The sequence below is a fragment of the Lelliottia sp. RD5 genome (assembly GCF_056032945.1).
In genome coordinates this window covers 129,793-155,000 of sequence record NZ_JBVYHQ010000006.1, presented here as the reverse complement: position 1 = coordinate 155,000, position 25,208 = coordinate 129,793, and the positions used below count along the sequence as shown (strand labels likewise).

The window sequence follows — 25,208 nt, the reverse complement described above, 5'->3', positions numbered from 1 at the left end:
ACTTCTTAAAATTCGCGCAACGCAAAACGCGCTACAAGGGTTAAGCCTTTGCTGCCAGGCTCACTTCATTTGCCACCCGTTCGGTCGCATCAGGAATCGCTGCCGCGCGCGCGCGTTCAGCCATTTCCAGCAATGTGTCTCGATTCCAGCCCGCCAGAGTGGTGGCGACCGCTTCTGCGGTAAACTGCGGCTGTTCAAAAATTTTGGCGGCGCCGGCTTTTTCGAGCGGCAACGCATTCCAGTACTGCTGACGATCCTTGTGCTGGAAAGGCACAAACACCGCTGGCAAACCTGCCGCGGCAATTTCACTCACCGTCAGCGCGCCAGAACGACACACCACGACATCCGCCCAGGCATATGCCGCGGCCATGTCATCAATGAATTCAGTGACTTTATGCTGAGGTTGACCCGCTTCAGCATAAGCCTGTTCCACGGTTTGCTGCGCCCCTTTGCCGCTTTGATGCCAGATAGTCACGGCATCACGCAGCTTTGCAGCCACCTGCGGAAGCGTCTGGTTCAATACCCGCGCGCCTTGCGAGCCGCCGATAACCAACACGCGAACCGGGCCGTCACGTCCCATAAGACGTTCCTGCGGGAGAGGCAAAGCCAACACGTCAACACGCACTGGATTCCCCACAACATCCGCATTCGGAAATGCTCCAGGAAAAGCCTGCATCACTTTGGTGGCGATTTTCGCCAGCCATTTGTTGGTCAGTCCGGCGATGCCGTTTTGCTCATGCAGAATAACCGGAATACCCAGCGACCATGCCGCGAGACCGCCAGGACCGGAGACATAACCGCCCATACCCAAAACAGCATCAGGCTTAAACCGCTTCATGATGGCGCGCGCCTGTCGCCAGGCATTAAAGATGCGCACCGGCGCGAGCAACATCGCTTTGATGCCTTTGCCGCGCAGGCCTGAAATGCGGATAAAGTCGATCTCAATACCGTGTTTTGGTACCAGATCCGCTTCCATACGATCGGCGGTTCCTAGCCAGCGCACTTGCCAGCCCTGATCCATTAAATGGTGCGCGACCGCCAGTCCCGGGAACACATGTCCGCCGGTACCGCCCGCCATCACCATTAACCGCTTCGGTTGATTCATCGTGAACCTCGTGTAAACGCCTGGGCTTTTTCCAGACGCGTCTCATAATCTATGCGCAACAAAAACATAATGGCGGTCGACATAATCAACAGGCTCGAACCACCGTAGCTGATCAACGGCAACGTCAGGCCCTTAGTCGGCAGCATACCGGCTGCTGCGCCAACGTTGACCAATGCCTGGAAGCTAAACCAGATACCAATTGAGCAGGCCAGGAAACCGGAGAAGCGATGATCGATTTCCAGCGCTTTTCGGCCAATCGACATGGCGCGGAAAGCGACGAAGAATACCATTAAAAGTGCCAATACCACACCGATATAACCCAGCTCCTCCCCGATGATGGAGAAGATAAAGTCGGTATGAGCCTCGGGCAGATACTCCAGTTTTTGTACGGAATTACCTAAACCCTGCCCCCAGATTTCGCCACGGCCAAAGGCCATTAACGATTGGGTCAGCTGGTAGCCACTGCCAAACGGATCTTCCCACGGGTTCCAGAAAGAGGTCACGCGGCGGATACGATACGGTTCGGCGAGGATCAGCAGCACGACCGCCGAGATTCCCATGCCGATGATGGCGATAAACTGCCACAGTTTTGCACCCGCCAGGAAGAGCATCGCCAGCGTCGTAACGAACAACACCACGACAGTACCGAGATCCGGCTGCGCCAGCAGTAAAATCGCCAGTACCAGAATCACACCCATCGGCTTTAAGAAGCCGCGCAGGTTGTTACGCACCTCATCAACCTTGCGCACAAGGTAGTTTGCGAGATAGCAGAACAGCGACAGCTTGGTAAATTCAGCAGGCTGAATACGCAGCGGGCCAAAGGCAATCCAGCGCGATGCACCGTTGACCGAACTCCCCACCACCAGCACGATCAGCAGCATAATAATCGAGGCGATCAGCATGGCGGTGCTGTGGCGCTGCCAAAATTCCATTGGCAAACGCAGCGTGATCAACGCCAGGCAGAACGCCAGAATAATGTACAAACCATCACGTTTAGCGAACAGGAAGGGATCGTTTGCCAGACGCTGTCCAACCGGCATGGAGGCGGAGGTCACCATGATAAAACCGATCGCAGCCAGCCCCAGCGTCAGCCAGAGCAGCATACGGTCATACATAATCAGGCTATCGGAATCTTTATCCCGGGAGGCCATCACCCAGCCCTTCAATGCCGCAAAGAGCCACGCCAGGATCCCAAATCCAGGCAGGCGCGGTATTTTCAGGCGAGGGAGAGATAAACGCATCAGCCTAACTCCTTCGCCAGGCGGGCGAAGAGATCGCCACGCTGTTCGAAATTCTTAAACTGATCGAGACTCGCGCAGGCTGGAGACAGCAGCACCATATCGCCCGGCTGAACATTCGGTGCAATCAGGCGAATCGCCTGTTCCAATGTTTCGGTTTGTGTCGCGATGTCCGGGCGTAACGCGGCCAGCTCAGCACCGTCACGGCCAAAGCAGTACACGCGGATGTTATCGCCTGACAGATAGGGCTTGAGAGATGAGAAGTCCGCCGATTTACCGTCGCCGCCGAGCAGCAGATACAACGTGCCATCGACGCGTAATCCGTTCAGCGCGGCTTCTGTGCTGCCGACGTTAGTGGCTTTAGAGTCGTTAATCCAGCGAACGCCGTTATGCTCAAGCGCCAGTTGGAAGCGATGCGCCAGGCCAGTAAACGTGGTCAATGCTTTCAGACTTGATGCACGCGGTAGACCCGCAGCGTCTGCCAGCGCCAGCGCCGCCAGCGCATTGGTGTAGTTATGTTGTCCAGAAAGTTTCATCTCTTTCACGTTCAACACTTTCTCACCTTTCACACGCAGCCAGGTTTCGCCTTGCTGATGATTCAGGTGATAGTCACCCATATTGATGCCAAAGCTCACGCAACGTTCGTCCGCACCACGCACCGGCATGGTCAGCGCATCGTCGGCGTTCACTACGCACACTTTGGCATTTTCATAGACGCGCAGTTTGGCCGCACGATATTGCTGTAAGCCAAACGGGTAACGGTCCATGTGATCTTCAGTCACGTTCAGGATCGTCGCAGCAACGGCGTGCAAACTCGACGTGGTCTCCAGTTGGAAGCTAGAGAGTTCCAGCACGTACAATTCACGTTCCTGATCCAGCAGCATCAGTGCAGGTAAACCGATATTGCCGCCGACCCCCACGTTCATGCCCGCGGCTTTCGCCATTTCACCCACCAGCGTGGTGACGGTGCTTTTGCCGTTGGAGCCAGTGATAGCGATAATCGGTGCCTGCGCTTCGCGGCAGAACAACTCAATATCGCCAACAATCTCGACGCCCGCATCGGCTGCGGCACTTAACGAAGGGTGCGCCAGAGCAAACCCCGGGCTTGCCACAATCAAATCGGCGGCCAGTAGCCAGTCATCATTCAGACCACCAAGGTGGCGTTCAACCTCTTCCGGAAGTTTATCCAGACCCGGCGGTGAAACACGCGTATCCATCACACGCGGCGTCACGCCCCGTCCGAGGAAAAAGTCCACGCAGGAAAGCCCCGTCAGGCCTAACCCGATGATAACGACTTTTTTACCCTGGTAATCTGCCATGATTAACGCACCTTCAGTGTTGCGAGGCCAATCAGCACCAGCATCAGCGAAATAATCCAGAAGCGCACAATCACGCGCGGCTCCGGCCAGCCTTTCAGTTCATAGTGGTGATGAATCGGTGCCATACGGAAGATGCGCTGACCGCGCAGCTTGAAGGAACCGACCTGTAAAATCACCGAAAGCGTTTCGACAACAAATACACCACCCATGATCACCAGCAAGAACTCCTGACGCAGCAACACGGCGATAATGCCCAGCGCGCCGCCCAGCGCCAGCGAACCGACGTCACCCATAAAGACCTGAGCCGGATAGGTGTTAAACCACAGGAAGCCAAGCCCCGCGCCGACAATCGCCGTACAGACGATCACCAGTTCACCGGCGTGGCGCAGATAAGGAATGTGTAAGTAATTGGCAAAGTTCATGTTACCGGTCGCCCACGCCACCAGCGCAAAGCCACCTGCGACAAAGACGGTTGGCATGATCGCCAGGCCGTCGAGGCCGTCGGTCAGGTTCACAGCATTGCCGGTGCCCACAATCACGAAATACGCCAGCAGGATGTAGAACAATCCAAGCTGTGGCATCACGTCTTTAAAGAACGGGACAACCAGCTCAGTTGCCGGTGTGTCTTTACCCGCTAGATAAAGCGCGAACGCCACGCCCAGCGCAATCACCGACATCCAGAAGTATTTCCACCGGGCGATAAGGCCTTTGGTGTCTTTACGCACCACTTTGCGGTAATCATCAACGAAACCAATAATGCCGTAACCAATCAGCACAGTGAGTACACACCAGACGTACGGGTTGGACGGGTAAGCCCACAGCAATACGGATACCACAATCGCGGTGAGGATCATGATCCCGCCCATTGTTGGCGTACCGCGTTTGCTGAAGTGTGATTCTGGGCCGTCGTTACGGACAACCTGGCCGAAAGAGAGTTTTTGCAGACGGGCAATCATGCGCGGGCCCATCCACAACGAGATGAACAGTGCAGTCAGCAGGCTGACGATGGCGCGAAACGTCAGATAAGAAAAGACGTTAAAGCCTGAGTAATATTTGACCAAATGTTCGGCCAGCCAAACTAACATGTTCCGTTCTCCTGTAATGCGTGCACAACCTCTTCCATGGCGGCACTACGTGAACCTTTCACTAAAACAGTCACAATTTGATGCTCTGTAACTAACTCTTTCAAACGTATAATCAGCGCAGTTTTATTAGCAAAATGTTCACCGACGCCGCTCGCCTGGCTGATGGCCTGGCTTAAAATTCCTGCACTTAATACGCAATCAATACCGGATGCTTTTGCCGCTTCGCCCACCTGCACATGGCACGCTTCGCTCTCGTCACCCAGCTCAGCCATATCGCCTACAACCATCACACGATAGCCTGGCATTTCTGACAGCACCTGTACCGCGGCGGTCATGGAGCCGACGTTAGCGTTGTAAGAGTCATCCAGCAGCAGCTTGTTTTCAGCCAGTTGGATGGGGAACAAACGTCCTGGCACGGCCTTGAGGTTTAACAGCCCCGCTTTGATTGCATCGTGCGTTGCGCCAACGGCCATCGACAGTGCCGCAGCAGCCAGTGCATTCGCAATATTGTGACGACCCGGCAGAGGCAACAGCACGTCCACATCGCCCGTTGGGGTCTTTAAGGTAAATTCCGTGCCGTGTGAGGTCACATGGATATTTGTCGCGGAAAAATCGCTGTTCGCAGCATTTGGCGAGAACCGCCAGGTTTTACGCGAGCCAATGGTGCTTTGCCAGTTCAGCCAGTCATTGTTATCGGCATTCATAATGGCAATGCCGTTCTCCGGCAGGCCGCTATAAATTTCACCTTTCGCTTTTGCCACGCCTTCCAGCGAGCCAAATCCTTCAAGATGCGCTGCCGCGAGGTTATTGACTAATGCCGCTTCCGGACGCGTCAAATCAACAGTCCAGGCAATTTCACCCTGGTGATTGGCGCCGAGTTCAATCACGGCGTATTGATGTTCATGCGTCAAACGCAGCAGCGTCATTGGCACGCCGATGTCGTTATTCAGATTGCCGGCAGTGTAAAGCGTATTGCCACATTGGCTGAGGATCGCAGCCGTCATCTCTTTGACAGAGGTTTTACCGGAAGAGCCCGTCAGCGCCACAACGCGCGCGGGGACCTGCTGGCGAACCCAGGCCGCCAGCTCACCAAACGCCTGGCGCGTGTCTTTCACCACCAACTGCGGCAGATCGATGTCCAATTTACGACTCACCAGTAACGCACCAGCGCCGTTCTCTTTTGCTTGATCGGCAAAATCATGCGCATCAAAGCGCTCGCCTTTCAGCGCGACGAACAAACAGCCCGGCGTAATTTTACGGGTATCCGTCGTCACCGCATCAACAGTCAGATCCGGCCCCTGCAGCTCGCCATTCAGCACCGTAGCAGCCTGGCGTAGCGTAATGCTAATCATGCCAACGCTCCCAGCAGACGCGCAGCCGTCACACGGTCGGAATAATCCAGACGATGTGCACCGACAATTTGATAGTCTTCATGACCTTTGCCAGCCAGCAGCACAACGTCATTTTCTTTGGCCTGCATAATCGCATTGGTGACCGCTTCAGCGCGGCCTTCAACCACTCGAGCGTGCCCCGCATCCATCATGCCGGCGAGGATATCGTTGATAATGGCGCGCGGTTCTTCCGTACGCGGGTTGTCATCGGTCACGACAGGAATATCCGCGAACTGTTCAGCAATCGCCCCCATAAGTGGGCGCTTACCTTTGTCGCGATCGCCACCACAGCCGAAAACGCACCACAGCTTACCGGTACAGTGCAGACGCGCGGCCTGGAGCGCTTTTTCCAGCGCATCCGGGGTATGGGCGTAATCAACCACCACCGTCGGTTTGCCCGGCGCGGTAAAGACCTCCATCCGCCCACAAACAGGCTGCAAGCGTGCGGCCGTATTCACCAGCTCGGCCAGTGGATAATCCAACGCCAGGAGCGTGGCCAGCGCCAGCAACAGATTGCTGACGTTAAATGCGCCCATCAAACGGCTCTCGATTTCGCCTTCGCCCCATGAAGAAGCAAAGCGAATCGTTGCGCCGCTGTCGTGATAATTCACGTCCGTCGCCTTCAGCCAGCGGCCATGGCAGTTCGGATTGATATGGTCTTCCATTGAAACCGCAACTGCATCTGGCAATTTTGCCAGCCAACGGCGGCCCACTTCGTCATCGGCGTTGATGATCGCCTGACCGCAGTGATGCGTGGAATAGAGCAGCCATTTTGCTGCTTCGTAATTTTCCATGTCCCCGTGATAATCGAGGTGGTCGCGACTCAGGTTGGTAAACACAGACGCCGCAAACTTCAGCGCTGAAACGCGATGTTGCACCAAACCATGTGAAGAGACCTCCATGGCGGCAAACGTCGCACCCTGCCCTGCGAGGCCGGAAAGGACATGTTGCACATCAACCGCTGAACCGGTGGTGTTCTCCGTTGGATTGACTTTACCCAGCAGACCATTGCCCACCGTGCCCATCACCGCGCCCGTTTCACCCAACAACTGGGCCCACTGCGCCATCAACTGCGTGGTGGTGGTTTTGCCGTTGGTCCCGGTGACGCCAACCAATCGCAACTGGTCAGACGGTTCATGATAAAAACGTCCCGCCAGGGCGGAAAGACGCTCATTCAACTGACTGAGGTAGATGACCGGCACGCCGTGCATTTCGCGGATTTCACCGTCGGTTGCGTCATCTTTTGCCTCAGCAATAATGGCAGCTACACCTTGCGCAATCGCCTGCGGGATATATCGACGCCCGTCCGCCTGATGACCGACTACCGCAACGAAAAGATCGCCCGACGCAGCCACACGGCTGTCGAGTACCATCTCTCGCAGTGCCCGCGCAGGTACGTTTTGCACCCACGGAGCAAGAAGGTCGCGCAAATTACGATCTGCCACCTGTTCCCTCGCCTTGATTAGTTACAAATTCACTTTTTTCGCCCGTCGACAGCGCATCTGGTTCGATATTCATGGTACGCAGAACACCGCCCATGATGGCACCGAACACCGGCGCGGAGACGGCGCCACCGTAGTATTTACCCGCCTGTGGATCGTTAATGACGACCACCAGCGCAAATCGGGGATTGCTTGCAGGCGCAACGCCTGCGGTGTAAGCAATGTATTTATTGATGTAGCGACCGTCCGGCCCCACTTTTTTCGCTGTACCGGTTTTGATGGCGATGCGATAGCCTTTGATCGCTGCTTTCACGCCGCCGCCGCCAGGCAGCGCCACGCTTTCCATCATATGTACCACGGTACGAACGGTGGATTCCGAGAAGATACGCTCGCCCGGAACAGGTGGATCAACTTTGGTGATCGACAGGGGACGATAAACGCCATAGCTGCCGATCGTTGCATAGACTCGCGCCAACTGTAACGGTGTTACCATTAGCCCGTAGCCGAAAGAGAAGGTGGCCCTCTCTATGTCAGACCACCGTTGTTTTTGAGGATATAAGCCACTGCGTTCTCCGACCAACCCCAAATTGGTCGCCTTTCCCAGCCCAAAACGTGAGTAAGTTTCTACTAACGCTGAGGACGGCATCGCTAACGCCAGTTTAGAAACACCGACGTTACTCGACTTCTGCAAAACCCCGGTCAGGGTCAATTCGCTGTAACGCGCCACGTCTTTGATTTCGTGGCCGTTAATTCGGTAAGGAATGGTATTTAGAACGGTATTTTCATTAACGATGCCACGCTGCAGCGCGGTCATTACCACCATCGGTTTCACAGTCGAACCCGGTTCGAACACGTCGGTGATGGTACGGTTACGCATGATATCTTTCTGCGTACCGGTAAGATTATTCGGGTTATAAGACGGGCTGTTCGCCATCGCCAGAACTTCGCCGGTGCTGACGTCCACGAGCACGGCGCTGCCAGATTCGGCTTTGTTAAACGCCACCGCATTATTCAGTTCACGATAAACCAGCGCCTGCAAACGTTCGTCAATACTCAGCGCGAGGTTGTGCGCCGCCTGACTGTCCGTTGAAGAGATATCCTCAATGACGCGGCCGTAACGGTCTTTACGTACCACACGCTCGCCTGGTTGTCCGGTCAGCCATTTATCAAAGCTTTTTTCGACCCCTTCAATACCCTGGCTATCGACGTTGGTAAAGCCAATGAGGTGAGCGGTCACTTCTCCTGACGGATAATAGCGGCGTGACTCTTCACGCAGATGAATCCCCGGCAGTTTTAGTTTCTTAATGTAATCGGCCATATCAGGGTTCACCTGACGCGCCAGATAGATAAAACGCCCTTTCGGGTTAGCATTGACGCGCGCGGCCATTTGATCGAGCGGCATTTTCAACGCATCGGCAAGCGCTTTCCAGCGGTTATCCAGCGTGACGCCACCAGCATCATGCAGTTCTTTTGGATCGGCCCAGATCGCTTTAACGGGTACGCTCACCGCCAACGGGCGACCAGAACGGTCAGTGATCAAACCGCGCGAAGTGGACACTTCCTGCACGCGCAGGGAACGCATATCCCCCTGTCGCACCAGCATGTCCGGCGCGATAATCTGTAACCACGCTGCGCGACCGAGCAACAGACACAGCGCCAGTAAAATACAGCCACAAAGCAACGCAAAACGCCAACTCACAAAGTTGGCCTGTTCTTCCTGACGTTTCGGTTTTTGCGTTTTCGCCGCTGCTCTCATGCGTCGCGTGTTCCCTTATTTTTGTACTACAATATTTTCCTGCGAAGGATCAACATGCTGCAGCTGCAGCTTTTCCGTTGCGATCCGTTCAACCCGGCTGTGATCGCCGAGCGCATTTTCTTCAAGAATCAGGTTTCGCCATTCGATATCCAGCGCATCACGCTCGAGCACCATCTGCTCGCGCTGCGCGGTCAGTAAACGGGTATGGTGTGCGGTTGTAACGACCGTCACGGCCGTCACAATAATGCAAATGAACAAGCAGAGTGGCAGCTTCCCAAACCGCAAAAGATCGTCGCCGATCACGCCAGGCAAGGCATGGCGCTCGTTGCTTCCTAACGATCCTTTAACTTTGCTTAGGGTCTCTGTCACTCTGCTGATCATGCGTTCGTCCTTTCTGCGATGCGCAGCACTGAACTACGGGCGCGTGGATTCTCTGCCACCTCTTCTTCGCCCGGCATCATCTTGCCTAGTACTCGCAAATAACGGCCGCCCAGTTTACTGAGTTGCTGTTCCGTCATCGGCAACCCTGCTGGAACCTGAGGACCGCGGCTTTGTTCGCGCATAAAACGCTTCACAATACGGTCTTCCAGCGAATGGAAGCTGATAATGGATAACCGCCCACCTGGGGCCAGCACGCCGAGCGAGCTTTTTAGCGCCAGCTCTATTTCCTCCAGTTCACTGTTGACCCAAATGCGGACCGCCTGGAAGGTACGGGTCGCGGGATGTTTGAATTTGTCTTTAACCGGCGTTGCCGCCGTCACCACTTCTGCCAGCTCTTTCGTGCGTGTCATCGGCTCAATACGATTACGCTCAACGATGCCGCGCGCGATACGTTTACCAAAACGCTCTTCGCCAAAGGTTTTAATCACCCAGGCAATATCGGCTTCTTCAGCATTCAGCAGCCATTCGGCAGCGGATTGACCACGCGTTGGGTCCATACGCATATCCAGCGGGCCATCACGCATGAAAGAAAATCCGCGTTCTGCATCATCAAGCTGTGGTGATGAAACGCCAAGATCGAGAAGAATCCCGTCGATCTTGCCCGTGAGATCGCGCTCGCTAACGTAGTCAGCCAGCGCGGAGAAAGGCCCATGAACAAATGAAAAGCGTGGATCATCGATAGTCTTCGCAACGGCAATTGCCTGCGGATCGCGATCGATTGCCAATAAGCGACCTTCCGCTCCCAGTTGGGAGAGGATCAGACGCGAGTGACCACCGCGACCAAATGTGCCATCAATATAGATGCCATCAGGACGAATATTCAGACCGTTTACGGCCTCGTCCAACAGCACCGATGTATGTTTATAATTTTCCGTCATATTTATAGAGACAAGTCCTGCAATCGATCCGATAACACACCGGAATCAGATTGTTCAGCGTCGATATCTTCCTTGACCTGTTGATACCAGGTCGTTTCATCCCACAGTTCAAACTTGTTGAACTGCCCGACCAGCATCACTTCTTTTGTTAGACCAGCATGTTGTCGCAACACAGGCGCAATGAGTAAGCGCCCCGAGTTATCCATCTGACACTCACTGGCATGACCCAACAACAACCGCTGCACGCGGCGTTCCTGCGGGTTCATGCTCGACAGTCGCGACAGCTTTTGCTCGATAATTTCCCATTCGGGTAAGGTGTAAAGCAGCAGGCAGGGGTGGTTGATATCAATGGTGCACACCATTTGACCTGACGCGTTTTCGATCAGTTGGTCGCGGTATCGGGTTGGTACCGATAAACGCCCCTTACTGTCGAGATTGACTAACGTCGCCCCACGGAACATGCCAGCTCCACCCCTTATCGCCACTTTAACCCACAAATTCCCACATAAAGGAGTTTACGGAGCGAAGGAAAAGCTTGTCAAGCCGGGACTGCCGCGTTAAGGGCTCGAAAGCGCCCTATTTACCGACATAACCCAACTTGATTAATAACTGCACAACTTACGAGACAAATTAACGTCATGAATATTTGTAAGAAAAAAATGAATATTCAGAGGAGCGTTAAAATTCACTCTCTATCCATACAGGCAAATATAAAGTGTCAGTTTGCGACGCGGGCGGCATTTTAAGACATATCGTCAGGGGATGACAGCGCCAGATTCAACGCACAAGCCAGAAAGCGCAAGCGGTGGCACTGCAAGTCAGATATGAAAGATAAAAACGGCTGATAATTCAGCGAGGGAATAGTCTTTGTAACAAAACAATACAAAAAATAGTGATAAGCGAACTCTTAATAACCTTAAAAATGCCGCTGAAGGGTGAAAAGGAAATAATAAGAATAGCAGGCTATGGTTCTTAAGGAATTATCCTAAATTTAGTCAGGTTATTATTTCCCGTAATATTCGGAAAAAAACAGGGCTGCTATTGCTGCCCTGATGACTGTTTTAGTGACGGCTTAACACACCGCGACGGTAAAGGTTACGTTTGATACGGGTCAGACCCGGTTTCGGCTTACGAGGTTCATCAAGGCTCGCGAGGACAATTTCCAGCACGCGCTCCGCAACGTCACGATGACGCTGTGCCACGGCAAGCACCGGGCATTGCAGGAAGTCGAGAAGCTCGTTATCACCAAACGTCGCAATGGCCAGCTCAGTCGGCAATTTGCCTTCGCGGCGTAGCGTAACGTCCATCACACCCTGTAGAAGTGCAAACGACGTGGTAAACAGTGCCTGCGGCATCGGGTGCGTCTCAAGCCATTTTTCAAACAGCTGAGCAGCGGCTTCACGCTCGTAGCTATTGGCATAGAGATAATGGACTTCACGCGGATCGTCTTTCCAGGCGGTACGGAATCCCTGCTCACGCAGGAAGCTGACGGACAGCTCGGGTAACGCGCCAAGATAGAGCACGGTTTCCGCTGGGAAGGTGCGCAGTTCCGCAGCCAGCATTTCCGCGTCGTCCTGATCGGCACCGACTACGCTGGTAAAGTGTTCACGATCCAGCGCACGGTCAAGGGCGACAATCGGGAACGAGTCATTCGCCCAACGCTGGTAGAACGGGTGCTCTGGCGGCAAGGAAGTGGATACGATAATCGCATCCACCTGGCGTTGCAGCAGATGCTCAATGCAGCGCATTTCATTATCGGGTTGATCTTCAGAACAGGCGATCAGTAACTGATAACCACGCTGACGCGCCTGGCGTTCAAGATAATTAGCGATACGGGTGTAGCTGGTATTTTCCAGATCCGGAATGACCAGACCAATAGAGCGGGTGCGTCCGGCACGTAAACCGGCGGCGACAGCGTTCGGATGGTAGTTATGCTCACGCACCACCGCCATGACTTTTTCAACGGTTTTATCGCTAACACGGTACTGCTTCGCTTTACCGTTGATCACATAGCTTGCTGTAGTTCGTGACACGCCCGCAAGCCGGGCGATTTCATCCAGTTTCACAATTGCCCCTTAAAAGAAAAAAAGAGTCCATGGCCTTGTCAGGTTTATGGTTATACCTTTTTACATCTAAGCGCAGAATAGTCCTGGCGGCAATAGCTTTTATCTCGCTTACGCTGCGTTTCGATAAAAAAAAGCCTGACTTTGCAGGCCAGGCTTAAAGAGGCGAACTTTTTTACGGCTACCGCATTATTTTATCGCCGCGAGACAACCCCACGATGCCGGAGCGCGCGACCTCAACGATTTTGGCGACATCACGTATCGAAGCAAGGAAGGCATCGAGCTTGTCGCTGGTTCCGGCCAACTGCACCGTATATATAGAAGGGGTGACGTCGATAATCTGCCCACGGAAGATATCCGTGTTGCGTTTGACCTCGTCACGACCGTACCCGCTAGCCTGAATTTTTACCAACATGACTTCGCGCTCAACATACGCGCCCTGCCCTAATTCACTGACTCGCAGCACATCCACCAGCTTGTGTAGCTGCTTTTCAATCTGCTCCAGCACTTTCGCATCGCCAACGGTCTGGATGGTCATGCGGGATAATGTAGGATCGTCAGTCGGGGCCACGGTCAGGCTTTCAATGTTATAGCCGCGCTGGGCAAAGAGTCCAATCACGCGGGAGAGCGCACCAGACTCGTTTTCCAGTAATACAGATAATATCCGGCGCATATCAGGTTCTCTCCGTTTTGCTGAGCCACATTTCATCCATACCGCCGCCGCGAATATGCATCGGATAGACGTGTTCTGTTCCGTCAACGATGACATCGACAAACACCAGGCGGTTATTCCTGACATGCTCGAGCGCCTCGGCAAGCTTCGATTCCAGCTCCGCCGGATCGCTGACACGAATGCCCACGTGACCGTAGGCCTCTGCCACGCGAACAAAATCTGGCAGCGATTTCATGTACGACTGGGAGTGACGACCAGAATAAATCATGTCCTGCCACTGCTTCACCATCCCCAGATAACCGTTATTCAGGTTCAGCACCAGCACGGGCAAATCGTATTGCAGTGCCGTGGAGAGTTCCTGAATGTTCATCTGGATACTTCCGTCGCCCGTCACACAAACGACGATTTCGTCCGGGAGCGCCAGCTTCACGCCCAACGCGGCAGGCAAGCCGAAGCCCATCGTGCCAAGACCGCCGGAATTGATCCAGTGACGAGGCTTATCAAAGGGATAATAGAGCGCCGCAAACATCTGGTGCTGGCCCACATCAGAGGTCACATAGGCTTCCCCCTTGGTTAGACGCCAAATGGTTTCGATAACAGCCTGCGGTTTAATATGTTCGCTTTGCGTGTCGTATTTCAGGCAGTTGCGAGCACGCCACTGCTCAATCTGCTGCCACCAGTCTCGAATATCATCCAGTGGCTGCGTTGGAGTTTCATGCGCCAGCAGTTCGAGCATTTGTTCCAGAACCTGTAGCGCATCTCCGACAATAGGCACATCAGCGGGCACGGTTTTGGAAATAGACGTCGGGTCGATATCAATATGCAACACCGTCGCATTCGGACAGTACTTGGCCAGATTGTTGGTCGTGCGATCGTCGAAACGCACACCAACGGCAAAAATCACATCAGAGTTATGCATCGTCATGTTGGCTTCAAACGTGCCGTGCATGCCCAGCATGCCCAGCGCCTGACGATGTGTTGCCGGAAACGCGCCTAGCCCCATCAATGAGGAGGCAACAGGCAAATTTAATTTTTCGATAAGCTCACGCAGTTGTTCGTGACAATGCGCGTTTACCGCGCCGCCGCCAACGTAGACAACCGGTTTTTTAGCCGCAAGGAGCGTTTGCAATGCCCGCTTAATCTGTCCCTTGTGGCCCTGCGTGGTCGGATTATATGAGCGCATGCTCACCGAATCAGGCCAGACGTAAGGTAATTTATTGGCAGGATTGAGAATATCTTTCGGTAAATCGACCACAACCGGGCCGGGACGACCGCTGGCCGCCAGCCAGAATGCTTTTTTCAGCACCCCCGGAATATCTTCCGTTTGCTTCACCAGAAAACTGTGTTTCACCACCGGGCGGGAGATCCCCACCATGTCGCACTCCTGGAAGGCGTCGTAGCCAATCAGCGAGGTTGCAACCTGTCCGGAAAGGATCACCAGCGGGATGGAATCCATATAGGCGGTAGCAATACCCGTTATCGCGTTGGTAGCGCCTGGACCTGACGTCACCAGCACGACGCCCACTTCCCCAGTGGCACGCGCCAAACCATCAGCCATATGTACAGCGGCCTGCTCGTGGCGCACCAGGACATGATCGATGCCACCTACGGTGTGCAACGCATCATAAATATCGAGGACTGCGCCTCCGGGATAGCCGAATACTTGCTTCACGCCCTGATCGATGAGCGACCGGACGACCATTTCGGCGCCAGACAACATCTCCATGGTTTGCCTCCAGGCTTATTGTTGTTATAGACGAACACAGGAATTCATTTCCTCGTCGTCTTGCTGAGCAGGGCTTCCCCTGTCATAGATTTTTGCAGAGTGGCTTTCACCATAACCGCTCGCCCTAAGGCAGGCAATCGGCAAACCATGGCGTGAAGAAAGGCTAGAAAGCAGAATACACAGGGGATACGTGAGAATTCAGTGAATTCATCTGAGATAAGCTTTTCCGATGATAATTCATCGTCAAAAAAGACGTAGTGTCAGTAAATTATCTATTTTTGAGGGGTAAACAACGTTAAGAAAAAATGCCGACGGGATAAAATTTTGCATTATAAATAAATAGCGGGATAAACCAGATGTTTCACATCGATTTATCCCGAACCGTGTTAACGACGGCAAACACTGGCTAATAGCTCTTCCATCCACTGATGACCTTTATCGCGCCCGGCGGCTTCATGCCAGGAAAGGTAACAGGTACGACTATTTAATTTTAGCGGCAGCGGCATAACTTGCAGATTTAACCTATCTGAGAACTCTTCCGCCAACCAACGAGGAGCAATAGCCACCAGATGCGTCTGTGAAACAATATTTAATACGCTCACCATCGCCATTCCTTGATAAGCCACCTTTGACTGTTTATCGGGTGTATCATACCACGGCTGGCTGAAAGAGGCATATCTGTCGAGCGCGACCACTGCATGTTGCTCTTGATACACATCACTTTCGAGGAGAGGCCCATTTATGCGCGGGTGCGTCCTGCTGGCGACTAATACCATTTCATCATTAAACAGCGGCACGCAAGAAAACTCCGGACGACGGAACTCTTCATAGCCAATCACAAATTCCGTTTCCTGATAACGCAACTGGTGTTCTGTGTTCTGATTAAGTGAAGATTTAAATATCAGATTTATATTCGGTGCAATGGCTTCGACTTTATTATAGATAACCGAAGTTAAATAGTTATCCAGTGGACTGCACACGCAGAGATGAAAAACGCGCTCACTGCTAACAGGCTCAAAACCCGATCCCGGAAGCTCATTTTGCACCAACTGCAATGCCTGCCGTATCGAACCAAAAAGCTGACAGGCCCTTGCTGTAGGCTGAATGCCACGGCCGTATCTGACAAATAATTCATCATTGAACATCAGTTTAAGCCGAGCAACAGCATTACTCACTGCAGGCTGCGACATCCCTAATGACTGCGCCGCGCGAGTAATATTCTGTTCCTGCATAACAGCATCAAAAACAGTTAATAAGTTAAGATCCACCGTCCGTAATTGCGGACGGGTCCCGTCACCCACGTGAGTCCGTTCAATTTTGCTTTCTAACATATCTAACTCCACCGTCACGCTAAACTCCTTTTATCTTTGTGCAGTAATAACCTCTAAAGATATTATTTATCATGCAGATAAAATCAGAGAAAGAGAAAGGTTTAAATTTCGGAATATATAAACACTTACGGCAAATAACGTGAAGATGTAAAGACATACTTAAGCGATAAGTGCCAAAAGTGATAACTAAAACATTAGGATTGGAATGAAACCATAAATCTAATGAATAAACAATAAGCCTTATGATGAACTCATATTTAAGCTTTATTAAACTATTCAATACCATCAATACGTGATAGTTAACAACCCATGATCATTGTGCGATTTTCATTCACCTTAGCCGGACGAGATGAAACCCTAACCTAATGAATTCAATAGAATAAACCCACACTCACAAAACATATCAAGCAATATCGAATTGAAACGAATTATATTAAATTAATTCTTAAAGTTTATTTTGAGTCCAATATTAGACTAATTAATTACCTGCAACGATAAAAACCAGCACAATACGCTAAAATAGAAAACCACATACCTTCATTTCTTTAGGCCGTTTTTCATCGCAGGGGTTGACTTGGATCGGCATATCCAGTACCACTAAAGGCATAACGCATTCATCTGGAGCATGATTCATGATTCGTACCGTTCGTTCTCTCAGCCTACTACTACTAAACGCATCCCATTTGCGCGGTAGGCTGGCGAACGAAATTCAACGTTGAATCGTCTCCAGTAAACAAGAAACCCGCGCCAGTGCGCGGGTTTTTTTATGCTCGTAGCAAGGCGCCCCAGGACAGACAAGGACCAAACCCATGAGCCAGCAAGTTGTTATTTTCGATACCACCTTACGTGACGGTGAACAGGCGTTGCAGGCAAGCCTGAGTGTGAAAGAGAAGCTGCAAATTGCGCTGGCCCTCGAACGTATGGGTGTTGACGTAATGGAGGTAGGTTTCCCTGTCTCTTCACCGGGTGATTTTGAATCCGTACAAACCATCGCGCGCACCATCAAAAATAGCCGCGTCTGTGCTCTGGCCCGTTGTGTTGAGAAAGATATCGACGTTGCAGCAGAGTCGCTGAAGGTGGCCGAAGCCTTCCGCATTCATACCTTTATTGCCACCTCACCGATGCATATCGCCACCAAGCTGCGCAGCACGCTGGAGGAAGTCATCGAACGCGCAGTTTATATGGTCAAACGCGCCCGCAATTATACCGATGACGTCGAGTTCTCATGCGAAGACGCCGGTCGTACCCCCATTGCCGATCTGGCGCGCGTCGTCGAAGCCGCGATAAATGCGGGCGCGAAGACCATCAACATCCCGGACACCGTCGGCTATACCATGCCGTTTGAATTCTCCAACATCATTACCGGCCTGTACGAGCGCGTACCAAACATCGATCAAGCCATTATTTCTGTTCACACCCACGACGATTTAGGCCTGGCCGTCGGCAACGCGATTGCCGCCGTTCATGCAGGTGCCCGTCAGGTAGAAGGTGCGATGAACGGGATTGGCGAGCGTGCGGGGAACTGTTCGCTCGAAGAAGTGATCATGGCGATTAAAGTGCGCAAAGACATTATGAATGTGCAGACCCGCATTAATCACAGCGAAATCTGGCGCACCAGCCAGACCGTCAGCCAGATTTGCAACATGCCGATTCCGGCGAACAAAGCGATTGTTGGCACCGGCGCGTTCGCACACTCCTCCGGTATCCACCAGGACGGCGTGCTGAAGAACCGCGAAAACTACGAAATCATGACGCCGGAGTCGATCGGCCTGAATCAGGTGCAGCTGAACCTGACCTCCCGTTCTGGCCGTGCGGCGGTAAAACATCGCATGGAAGAGATGGGCTACAAAGAGACCGACTACAACATGGATCACCTGTATGACGCGTTCCTGAAACTGGCCGATAAAAAAGGTCAGGTGTTCGATTACGACCTGGAAGCGATCGCGTTTATTAACAAGCAGCAGGAAGAACCTGAACATTTCCGTATGGATTACTTCAGTGTGCAGTCGGGCTCCAGCGATATCGCGACCGCCTCCGTCAAACTGGCCTGCGGCGATGAGGTCAAAGCCGAAGCCGCGAACGGTAACGGCCCGGTAGACGCCATTTATCAGGCAATCAACCGCATCACCGGATACGACGTCGAACTGGTCAAATATGATCTGAGCGCGAAAGGACACGGTAAAGATGCGCTGGGTCAGGTGGACATCGTTGTCACCTATAACGGTCGCCGTTTCCACGGTGTTGGCCTGGCAACAGACATTGTGGAATCGTCCGCTAAAGCCATGGTGCATGTGCTGAACAACATCTGGCGCGCCGCCGAAGTCGAGAAAGAATTACAACGCAAAGCTCAGAATAAAGAGAACAATAAGGAAACCGTGTAATGTCGAAGAACTACCATATTGCTGTGTTGCCGGGCGATGGAATTGGCCCGGAAGTGATGACACAAGCCCTGAAAGTCCTGGAAGCTGTACGCACGCGTTTCGCGATGAAAATCTCGACAAGCCATTATGATGTGGGCGGTATCGCGATTGATAACCACGGCACGCCGCTGCCGAAAGCCACGGTTGAAGGCTGTGAAAACGCGGACGCGGTCCTGTTTGGATCCGTCGGCGGCCCGAAATGGGAACATCTGCCACCCGCTGGACAACCTGAGCGCGGCGCGTTATTGCCACTGCGTAAGCACTTCAAACTGTTCAGCAATCTGCGCCCTGCAAAATTGTATCAGGGCCTGGAAGAGTTTTGCCCGCTGCGTGCCGATATTGCCGCTAACGGCTTCGACATTCTGTGCGTGCGCGAATTAACTGGCGGTATCTACTTCGGTCAGCCAAAAGGGCGCGAAGGCAGCGGTCAGCACGAAAAAGCGTTTGATACCGAGGTGTATCACCGTTTTGAAATCGAACGTATTGCGCGTATTGCGTTTGAGTCTGCGCGCAAACGCCGTCACAAAGTGACCTCCATTGATAAAGCCAACGTCCTGCAGTCCTCTATCTTATGGCGTGAAATCGTCAATGAAATCGCCAACGAGTACCCGGACGTGGAGCTGGCGCACATGTACATCGACAACGCCACCATGCAGTTGATCAAAGACCCGTCGCAGTTTGACGTCCTGCTGTGTTCTAACCTGTTCGGCGATATTCTCTCTGACGAGTGCGCCATGATCACCGGCTCGATGGGCATGCTGCCATCCGCCAGCCTGAACGAAGAAGGTTTTGGTCTGTACGAACCCGCAGGTGGTTCGGCTCCGGATATCGCGGGCAAAAATATTGCCAACCCCATCGCGCAGATTCTGTCACTGGCGCTTCTGCTGCGCTACAGCCTGGATGCAAACGATGCAGCAGATGCGATTGAAAACGCCATTAACCGCGCGTTAGAAGAAGGCATCCGTACCGGCGATTTAGCGCGCGGCACGGCGGCAGTCAGTACCGATGAAATGGGCGATATCATTGCCCGCTATGTCGCAGAGGGGGTGTAATCATGTCCAGGACGTTATACGAAAAATTGTTTGATGCCCACGCCGTGTACGAAGCGTCAAATGAAACCCCGCTGCTGTACATTGACCGCCATCTGGTCCACGAAGTCACCTCTCCACAGGCGTTTGACGGCCTGCGGGCGCATAACCGCCAGGTTCGCCAGCCGGGCAAAACCTTCGCGACCATGGATCACAACGTTTCCACCCAGACCAAAGATATCAATGCGTCTGGCGAAATGGCCCGCATCCAGATGCAGGAGCTGATCAAAAACTGCAACGCGTTCGGCGTTGAACTGTACGACCTGAATCACCCGTATCAGGGCATCGTCCACGTTATGGGCCCGGAACAAGGCATCACGTTGCCGGGCATGACCATCGTCTGCGGCGACTCCCATACCGCCACGCACGGCGCGTTTGGTGCGCTGGCGTTTGGTATTGGCACCTCCGAAGTTGAACACGTTCTGGCGACGCAAACCCTGAAACAGGGCCGCGCGAAGACCATGAAAATCGAAGTCACAGGCCATGCCGCACCGGGTATTACTGCCAAAGATATCGTGCTGGCGATCATCGGTAAAACCGGGAGCGCTGGCGGAACGGGCCATGTTGTCGAGTTCTGTGGCGATGCGATCCGCGAGTTGAGCATGGAAGGTCGCATGACCCTGTGCAATATGGCTATCGAAATGGGTGCGAAAGCGGGCCTGGTTGCGCCAGATGAGATCACATTTAACTATGTGAAAGGACGTCTGCACGCACCGAAAGGCGCCGATTTTGATGAGGCGGTTGAGTACTGGAAAACCCTGCAAACTGACGAAGGCGCAACCTTTGATACCGTCGTCACGCTGCGGGCAGAAGAGATCGCCCCGCAGGTCACCTGGGGAACTAACCCAGGCCAGGTTATCTCCGTGAACGACAATATTCCCGATCCGGCCTCGTTTGCCGATCCGGTTGAGCGCGCCAGCGCCGAAAAAGCACTGGCGTACATGGGCCTGAAACCCGGTATTCCCCTGACCGAAGTGGCGATCGACAAAGTCTTTATCGGCTCTTGCACCAACTCCCGTATCGAAGATTTACGCGCTGCCGCCGAAATTGCCAAAGGCCGCAAAGTGGCGCCTGGCGTGCAGGCGTTAGTCGTCCCAGGCTCTGGCCCGGTGAAAGCGCAGGCGGAAGCAGAAGGTTTAGATAAGATCTTTATCGAAGCCGGTTTTGAGTGGCGTCTGCCGGGCTGTTCCATGTGTCTGGCGATGAACAACGACCGTCTGAATCCGGGTGAACGTTGCGCCTCGACCAGCAACCGTAACTTTGAAGGCCGTCAGGGCCGTGGCGGTCGCACGCATCTGGTCAGCCCGGCGATGGCAGCAGCAGCGGCTGTCACCGGTCATTTCGCCGATATTCGTGTTTTAAAATAAGGAGACAATCATGGCAGAGAAATTTACCCAGCATACAGGCCTGGTTGTCCCTCTGGACGCGGCAAACGTGGATACTGATGCCATTATCCCAAAACAGTTTTTGCAGAAAGTCACCCGCACTGGCTTTGGTGCACACCTGTTTAACGACTGGCGTTTTCTTGACGATCAGGGCCAGCAGCCGAACCCAGAATTCGTGCTGAACTTCCCGGAATTTAAAGGCGCTTCGATTCTGTTGACGCGCGAAAACTTCGGCTGCGGTTCATCGCGTGAGCATGCGCCGTGGGCACTGACGGATTACGGGTTTAAAGTGGTTATCGCGCCGAGTTTCGCCGACATCTTTTACGGCAACAGCTTCAACAACCAGCTGTTACCCGTGACGCTGAGCGACGAGCAGGTCGACGAGATGTTCGCGCTGGTAAAAGCCAATCCGGGCATCACGTTTGAAGTGGATCTGGAAGCGGAAGTCGTCAAAGCGGGCGATAAAACTTACGCCTTTAGTATTGATGCGTTCCGCCGCCATTGCATGATCAACGGTCTGGACAGCATCGGACTGACGCTCCAGCATGAAGATTCTATTGCGGCCTACGAGAACAAACAGCCTGCATTTATGAACTAAAATGAATGGCCCGTGTTAAGCGGGCCATTCATCAGTGTGCAAAACCAGGCTTTAAACTACCCCTTCTCCTTTCACACATCCTTCACCCGGCAGGTGAGCGCCAGCGTTAATAGAGAAATTGCCGCAATCACCCAGTACACCGCAAAATGTCCGTAGCTTTGTACCAGCGCGCCCTGAATCACGCCCGCCAGAATCACCCCGGTTGAAATACTGTTGGTGAAAAGCGTCGTCGCTGACCCTGCTCTTCCAGGCATCAGGTCCTGGAACCACAGCATGCCGATCCCGGCGACAATTCCGATGAAAATCGCGTTAAACAACTGGAGCGCCAGCAGCGCTTCGCGACTGTGAAACATAATTAACCCGAGATAAAACAACACCCCTGCCGCCACAGCCACCACCATCATCCGGCGTTTACCAAAGCGTTTGACGTAATAACCCGCCAGGATCATCGCGGGAATTTCCAGCCCGGCGGCCGTCCCCATCAAGATCCCCGCCAGCTTGTCCGGCAAACCCAGATCGTTACTGATCCACAGCGGCATATCGATGATGTACATGGTGTTGCAAGTCCACATCAGCGTCGAGGCGATAAACAACATGCGCACATTTTTGTTCTGCCAGCCGCTAATCTGCGTCACGGGTTTATCGGTCGCCTGCTCTATCCGGGCAACCGACGGCAGTACGCACGCGATCAGCACCAGACTGATCGCAAAAATCCCCGCCGCGATAGAAAACATCACGGTAAAGCCATAATTCAGCGCGATCATAAACGCCAGCGGCGGGCCGATGACCCACGCTAAGGATAACTGCGCACGCATTACTGAGCTGAACATCACCACTTCTCGTGCCGAGTTATCGGCATACTCGCGCGCCAGGGCAAAGAGCTGTGGCATAGCGGTATTGGCCAGCGATGCCAGCAGCACGCCACAGGTGATAAGCGTCAGATAATGGCGGTTGAACGCGAACAACAGCGCATTACCGATCGCCATCGCACAGCAAAACAAAATCAGCTTGCGGCGATCGCCCTGACTGTCCGAGCGTTTTGCCAGCCACAGGCTCACCAGGATCCCGGCGATGGCGTTGACGGTATAAAAGAGCCCAACCCAAAACGGCTGCGCGCCGACTTCGCGGCTGAGGAACAGGCTCAACGTCGGAGCCTGAAGCGCTCCCGCCACGCCCATCATAAACGCCACCAGCATAAAAGCGGCGTACACCCCATTCAGGCGCCGACCCATCGTCATCAACCAGAGCATGCTCAGATCCTTGTTAAAACGAAAAAACAGAGGGAATAGTAAACGAAAAAAGCCAGCAAAAACATTTTGCTGGCGGGTGATAAGCACCAATACTCAGTCACACATGATCGAGGCAAGTCAGCGATCCGAGGTCGTTTGCGTAACCTCCCACTGCATCAATTCTTCCAGCATTTTCAGCCGCTGCTCGGCGCACTGGCGGGCCAGCCAGGACACTCCTTTTGTCGCTAAAAAGTACTGCTGATAAAACTGACGTGCGGTTGACCTCTTCATCATTCACTCCCTTGCTTCATCGGAAATGATTATTGGCTTAATATAGGGATTAATAAATTGATGATTTTTTGGCAGGAGTTCCCCTTTTATGGCGTCAGGTCGTCTGCAACAACAATTCATCCGCCTCTGGCAATGCTGCGAAGGCCTGGAGCGGGAGACCACGCTCAACGAACTGGCTGAACTCCTGAACTGTTCACGCCGCCATATGCGCACGCTGCTCAACACCATGCAGCAGCAGGGCTGGCTCAACTGGGAAGCCGAAGCCGGGCGCGGTAAACGCTCGCGTTTGACGTTCCTCTATACCGGCCTAGCCCTGCAACAACAGCGCGCCGAGGATCTGCTGGAGCAGGATCGGATTGATCAGCTGGTGCAACTGGTCGGCGATAAGGCTGCGGTGCGTCAAATGCTGGTGTCCCATCTGGGGCGTAGCTTCCGCCAGGGACGCCATATTCTGCGCGTTCTCTACTATCGCCCGATGAAAAATTTGTTACCCGGCAGCGCATTACGTCGATCCGAAACGCACATGGCGAGGCAGATCTTTAGTGGCCTGACGCGCATAAATGAGGAAAACGGGGAACTGGAAGCCGATATTGCTCACCACTGGCAACAGCTTTCGCCCCTGCACTGGCGTTTCTTTTTGCGTCCAGGCATTCATTTTCATCATGGACGTGAGCTGGAAATGGACGATGTTATCGCGTCGCTGCAACGTGCCCGCGAACTGCCGCTCTATTCTCATATCTCGCGCATCCACTCGCCAACGGCCTGGACGCTGGACATCGAACTTTCGCAGCCCGATCAGTGGCTGCCATGGCTGATGGGCTATGTGCCGTCGATGATTTTGCCGCACGAGTGGCAATCGATGCCTCATTTCTCCAGTCAGCCTGTCGGCACGGGCCCTTATGCGGTGACGCGCAACAACAATAATCAACTCAAGATCCGCGCCTTTGATGACTACTTTGGTTATCGCGCACTGATTGACGAAGTGAATGTCTGGGTATTGCCCGACATCAGCGAAGAGTTCAGTCCAGGCCTGACGCTGGAAGGCCCCACCGAAGGCGAAAAAGCCGTTGAGAGCCGACTTGAAGAGGGCTGTTACTACCTGCTGTTTGATGCCCGCACGCATCGCGGAGCCAGTCGAGAGGTGCGCCAGTGGGTGAGCCAAATTCTCGCCCCCGCCAATCTGATTTATCAGGCGGAAGATCAGCACCAGACTTACTGGTTCCCGGCGTATGGGCTGCTTCCTCGCTGGCACCATGCCCGCCCCGGACGCGGCGAGAAACCCGCCGGGCTGGAATCCATCACCCTGACCTATTATCGCGAACACGTTGAGCACCGTTTTATCGCCAGAATCATGAGCAAACTGCTGGCGGCAGAGGGCGTGAAGCTCGAGATTCAGGAAGTGGAATACGATGAGTGGCATCGCGGCGAAGCGGTGAGCGATATCTGGCTCAACAGCGCGAATTTCACCTTGCCGCTCGACTTCTCCCTGTTCTCACATCTGTTTGAAATTCCGCTGATCCAGCACTGTATTGCCCGCGACTGGCAGCAGGACGCCGCGCAATGGCGGGCCGGGGAGATGAATCTCGCCGTCTGGTGCCAGCAGTTGCTGTCGCAGCAGGCGATGGTTCCGCTGATCCACCACTGGCTGATGATCCAGGGGCAGCGCAGTATGCGCGGTTTGAGAATGAACACCTTAGGCTGGTTTGACTTTAAATCAGCCTGGTTTGCACCGCCGGAACCATAACACTT

The 25,208-nt window shown here is 53.5% G+C and carries 22 protein-coding genes; 6 read left to right on the top strand and 16 right to left on the bottom strand.

Annotated features, from left to right (window positions below):
• Positions 1–40: 40 nt before the first annotated feature.
• From murG to leuO, 14 genes are all read right to left on the bottom strand, one after another.
• Entirely contained in the window at positions 41–1,105 is a 1,065-nt protein-coding gene (gene murG / locus AC0LWE_RS17875) for an undecaprenyldiphospho-muramoylpentapeptide beta-N-acetylglucosaminyltransferase (protein ID WP_202668183.1), read from the bottom strand.
• The gene (gene ftsW, locus AC0LWE_RS17870; RefSeq protein WP_059180124.1) at positions 1,102–2,346 is read right to left on the bottom strand and encodes a cell division protein FtsW; all 1,245 of its coding nucleotides are present in this window, start codon (positions 2,344–2,346) and stop codon (positions 1,102–1,104) included. The genes murG and ftsW overlap by 4 nt, the downstream gene beginning before the upstream one ends.
• Positions 2,346–3,662 (bottom strand): UDP-N-acetylmuramoyl-L-alanine--D-glutamate ligase, encoded by a 1,317-nt coding sequence (gene murD / locus AC0LWE_RS17865; RefSeq protein ID WP_202668182.1) that lies wholly within the window; start codon positions 3,660–3,662, stop codon positions 2,346–2,348. The genes ftsW and murD overlap by 1 nt, the downstream gene beginning before the upstream one ends.
• A gap of 2 nt (positions 3,663–3,664) precedes the next feature.
• Positions 3,665–4,747, bottom strand: coding sequence for a phospho-N-acetylmuramoyl-pentapeptide-transferase (gene mraY, locus AC0LWE_RS17860; protein WP_012016042.1), 1,083 nt, complete (start codon positions 4,745–4,747; stop codon positions 3,665–3,667).
• Complete coding sequence (murF, locus tag AC0LWE_RS17855) at positions 4,741–6,099, bottom strand: UDP-N-acetylmuramoyl-tripeptide--D-alanyl-D-alanine ligase (RefSeq protein ID WP_202668181.1); 1,359 nt, start codon at positions 6,097–6,099, stop codon at positions 4,741–4,743. Before murF ends, mraY begins: the two co-directional genes overlap by 7 nt.
• A complete protein-coding gene (gene murE, locus AC0LWE_RS17850) occupies positions 6,096–7,583 on the bottom strand; it encodes a UDP-N-acetylmuramoyl-L-alanyl-D-glutamate--2,6-diaminopimelate ligase (protein ID WP_059180127.1) in 1,488 nt (495 codons plus the stop codon). Before murE ends, murF begins: the two co-directional genes overlap by 4 nt.
• On the bottom strand, positions 7,570–9,336 hold the full coding sequence (locus tag AC0LWE_RS17845) for a peptidoglycan glycosyltransferase FtsI (protein ID WP_219347060.1): 1,767 nt from the start codon (positions 9,334–9,336) through the stop codon (positions 7,570–7,572). Before AC0LWE_RS17845 ends, murE begins: the two co-directional genes overlap by 14 nt.
• Positions 9,337–9,351: 15 nt before the next feature.
• Positions 9,352–9,717: a cell division protein FtsL gene (ftsL, locus tag AC0LWE_RS17840; protein ID WP_014068894.1), complete on the bottom strand. Its 366-nt coding sequence runs from the start codon at positions 9,715–9,717 to the stop codon at positions 9,352–9,354.
• Positions 9,714–10,655, bottom strand: coding sequence for a 16S rRNA (cytosine(1402)-N(4))-methyltransferase RsmH (gene rsmH, locus AC0LWE_RS17835; protein WP_219347061.1), 942 nt, complete (start codon positions 10,653–10,655; stop codon positions 9,714–9,716). Before rsmH ends, ftsL begins: the two co-directional genes overlap by 4 nt.
• 2 nt (positions 10,656–10,657) lie before the next feature.
• Positions 10,658–11,116 carry a division/cell wall cluster transcriptional repressor MraZ gene (gene mraZ / locus AC0LWE_RS17830; protein WP_012016036.1) on the bottom strand — a complete coding sequence of 153 codons (459 nt, stop codon included), beginning with the start codon at positions 11,114–11,116 and terminating at the stop codon, positions 10,658–10,660.
• A 600-nt stretch (positions 11,117–11,716) separates the two neighbouring features.
• On the bottom strand, positions 11,717–12,721 hold the full coding sequence (gene cra, locus AC0LWE_RS17825; protein ID WP_012016035.1) for a catabolite repressor/activator: 1,005 nt from the start codon (positions 12,719–12,721) through the stop codon (positions 11,717–11,719).
• A gap of 178 nt (positions 12,722–12,899) precedes the next feature.
• Positions 12,900–13,391 carry an acetolactate synthase small subunit gene (ilvN, locus tag AC0LWE_RS17820; protein ID WP_012016034.1) on the bottom strand — a complete coding sequence of 164 codons (492 nt, stop codon included), beginning with the start codon at positions 13,389–13,391 and terminating at the stop codon, positions 12,900–12,902.
• Position 13,392: 1 nt separating this feature from the next.
• A complete protein-coding gene (ilvI, locus tag AC0LWE_RS17815; protein WP_219347062.1) occupies positions 13,393–15,117 on the bottom strand; it encodes an acetolactate synthase 3 large subunit in 1,725 nt (574 codons plus the stop codon).
• A gap of 386 nt (positions 15,118–15,503) precedes the next feature.
• Positions 15,504–16,448: a transcriptional regulator LeuO gene (gene leuO / locus AC0LWE_RS17810; protein WP_059180239.1), complete on the bottom strand. Its 945-nt coding sequence runs from the start codon at positions 16,446–16,448 to the stop codon at positions 15,504–15,506.
• A gap of 632 nt (positions 16,449–17,080) precedes the next feature.
• Between leuO and leuL the strand changes: the two genes are divergently transcribed.
• From leuL to leuD, 5 genes are all read left to right on the top strand, one after another.
• Positions 17,081–17,167 carry a leu operon leader peptide gene (gene leuL / locus AC0LWE_RS17805; protein ID WP_106379788.1) on the top strand — a complete coding sequence of 29 codons (87 nt, stop codon included), beginning with the start codon at positions 17,081–17,083 and terminating at the stop codon, positions 17,165–17,167.
• A gap of 90 nt (positions 17,168–17,257) precedes the next feature.
• On the top strand, positions 17,258–18,829 hold the full coding sequence (leuA, locus tag AC0LWE_RS17800; protein WP_202694396.1) for a 2-isopropylmalate synthase: 1,572 nt from the start codon (positions 17,258–17,260) through the stop codon (positions 18,827–18,829).
• Positions 18,829–19,920, top strand: coding sequence for a 3-isopropylmalate dehydrogenase (leuB, locus tag AC0LWE_RS17795; protein ID WP_059180132.1), 1,092 nt, complete (start codon positions 18,829–18,831; stop codon positions 19,918–19,920). The genes leuA and leuB overlap by 1 nt, the downstream gene beginning before the upstream one ends.
• A gap of 2 nt (positions 19,921–19,922) precedes the next feature.
• Positions 19,923–21,323, top strand: a complete 1,401-nt coding sequence (gene leuC / locus AC0LWE_RS17790) for a 3-isopropylmalate dehydratase large subunit (protein ID WP_474265963.1) — start codon at positions 19,923–19,925, stop codon at positions 21,321–21,323.
• 10 nt (positions 21,324–21,333) lie between these two features.
• Positions 21,334–21,939, top strand: a complete 606-nt coding sequence (gene leuD, locus AC0LWE_RS17785; protein ID WP_059180134.1) for a 3-isopropylmalate dehydratase small subunit — start codon at positions 21,334–21,336, stop codon at positions 21,937–21,939.
• A 71-nt stretch (positions 21,940–22,010) separates the two neighbouring features.
• Here the strand turns inward: leuD and AC0LWE_RS17780 are convergent, their stop codons facing one another.
• Positions 22,011–23,189, bottom strand: a complete 1,179-nt coding sequence (locus AC0LWE_RS17780; RefSeq protein WP_059180240.1) for a sugar efflux transporter — start codon at positions 23,187–23,189, stop codon at positions 22,011–22,013.
• Between the two features lie 117 nt (positions 23,190–23,306).
• Positions 23,307–23,459 carry a glucose uptake inhibitor SgrT gene (gene sgrT / locus AC0LWE_RS17775; protein ID WP_072241948.1) on the bottom strand — a complete coding sequence of 51 codons (153 nt, stop codon included), beginning with the start codon at positions 23,457–23,459 and terminating at the stop codon, positions 23,307–23,309.
• 88 nt (positions 23,460–23,547) lie between these two features.
• Here sgrT and sgrR point away from each other — a divergent pair, with 88 nt between their 5' ends.
• Positions 23,548–25,203 carry an HTH-type transcriptional regulator SgrR gene (sgrR, locus tag AC0LWE_RS17770; RefSeq protein ID WP_216980493.1) on the top strand — a complete coding sequence of 552 codons (1,656 nt, stop codon included), beginning with the start codon at positions 23,548–23,550 and terminating at the stop codon, positions 25,201–25,203.
• The last annotated feature ends 5 nt before the right edge of the window (positions 25,204–25,208 follow it).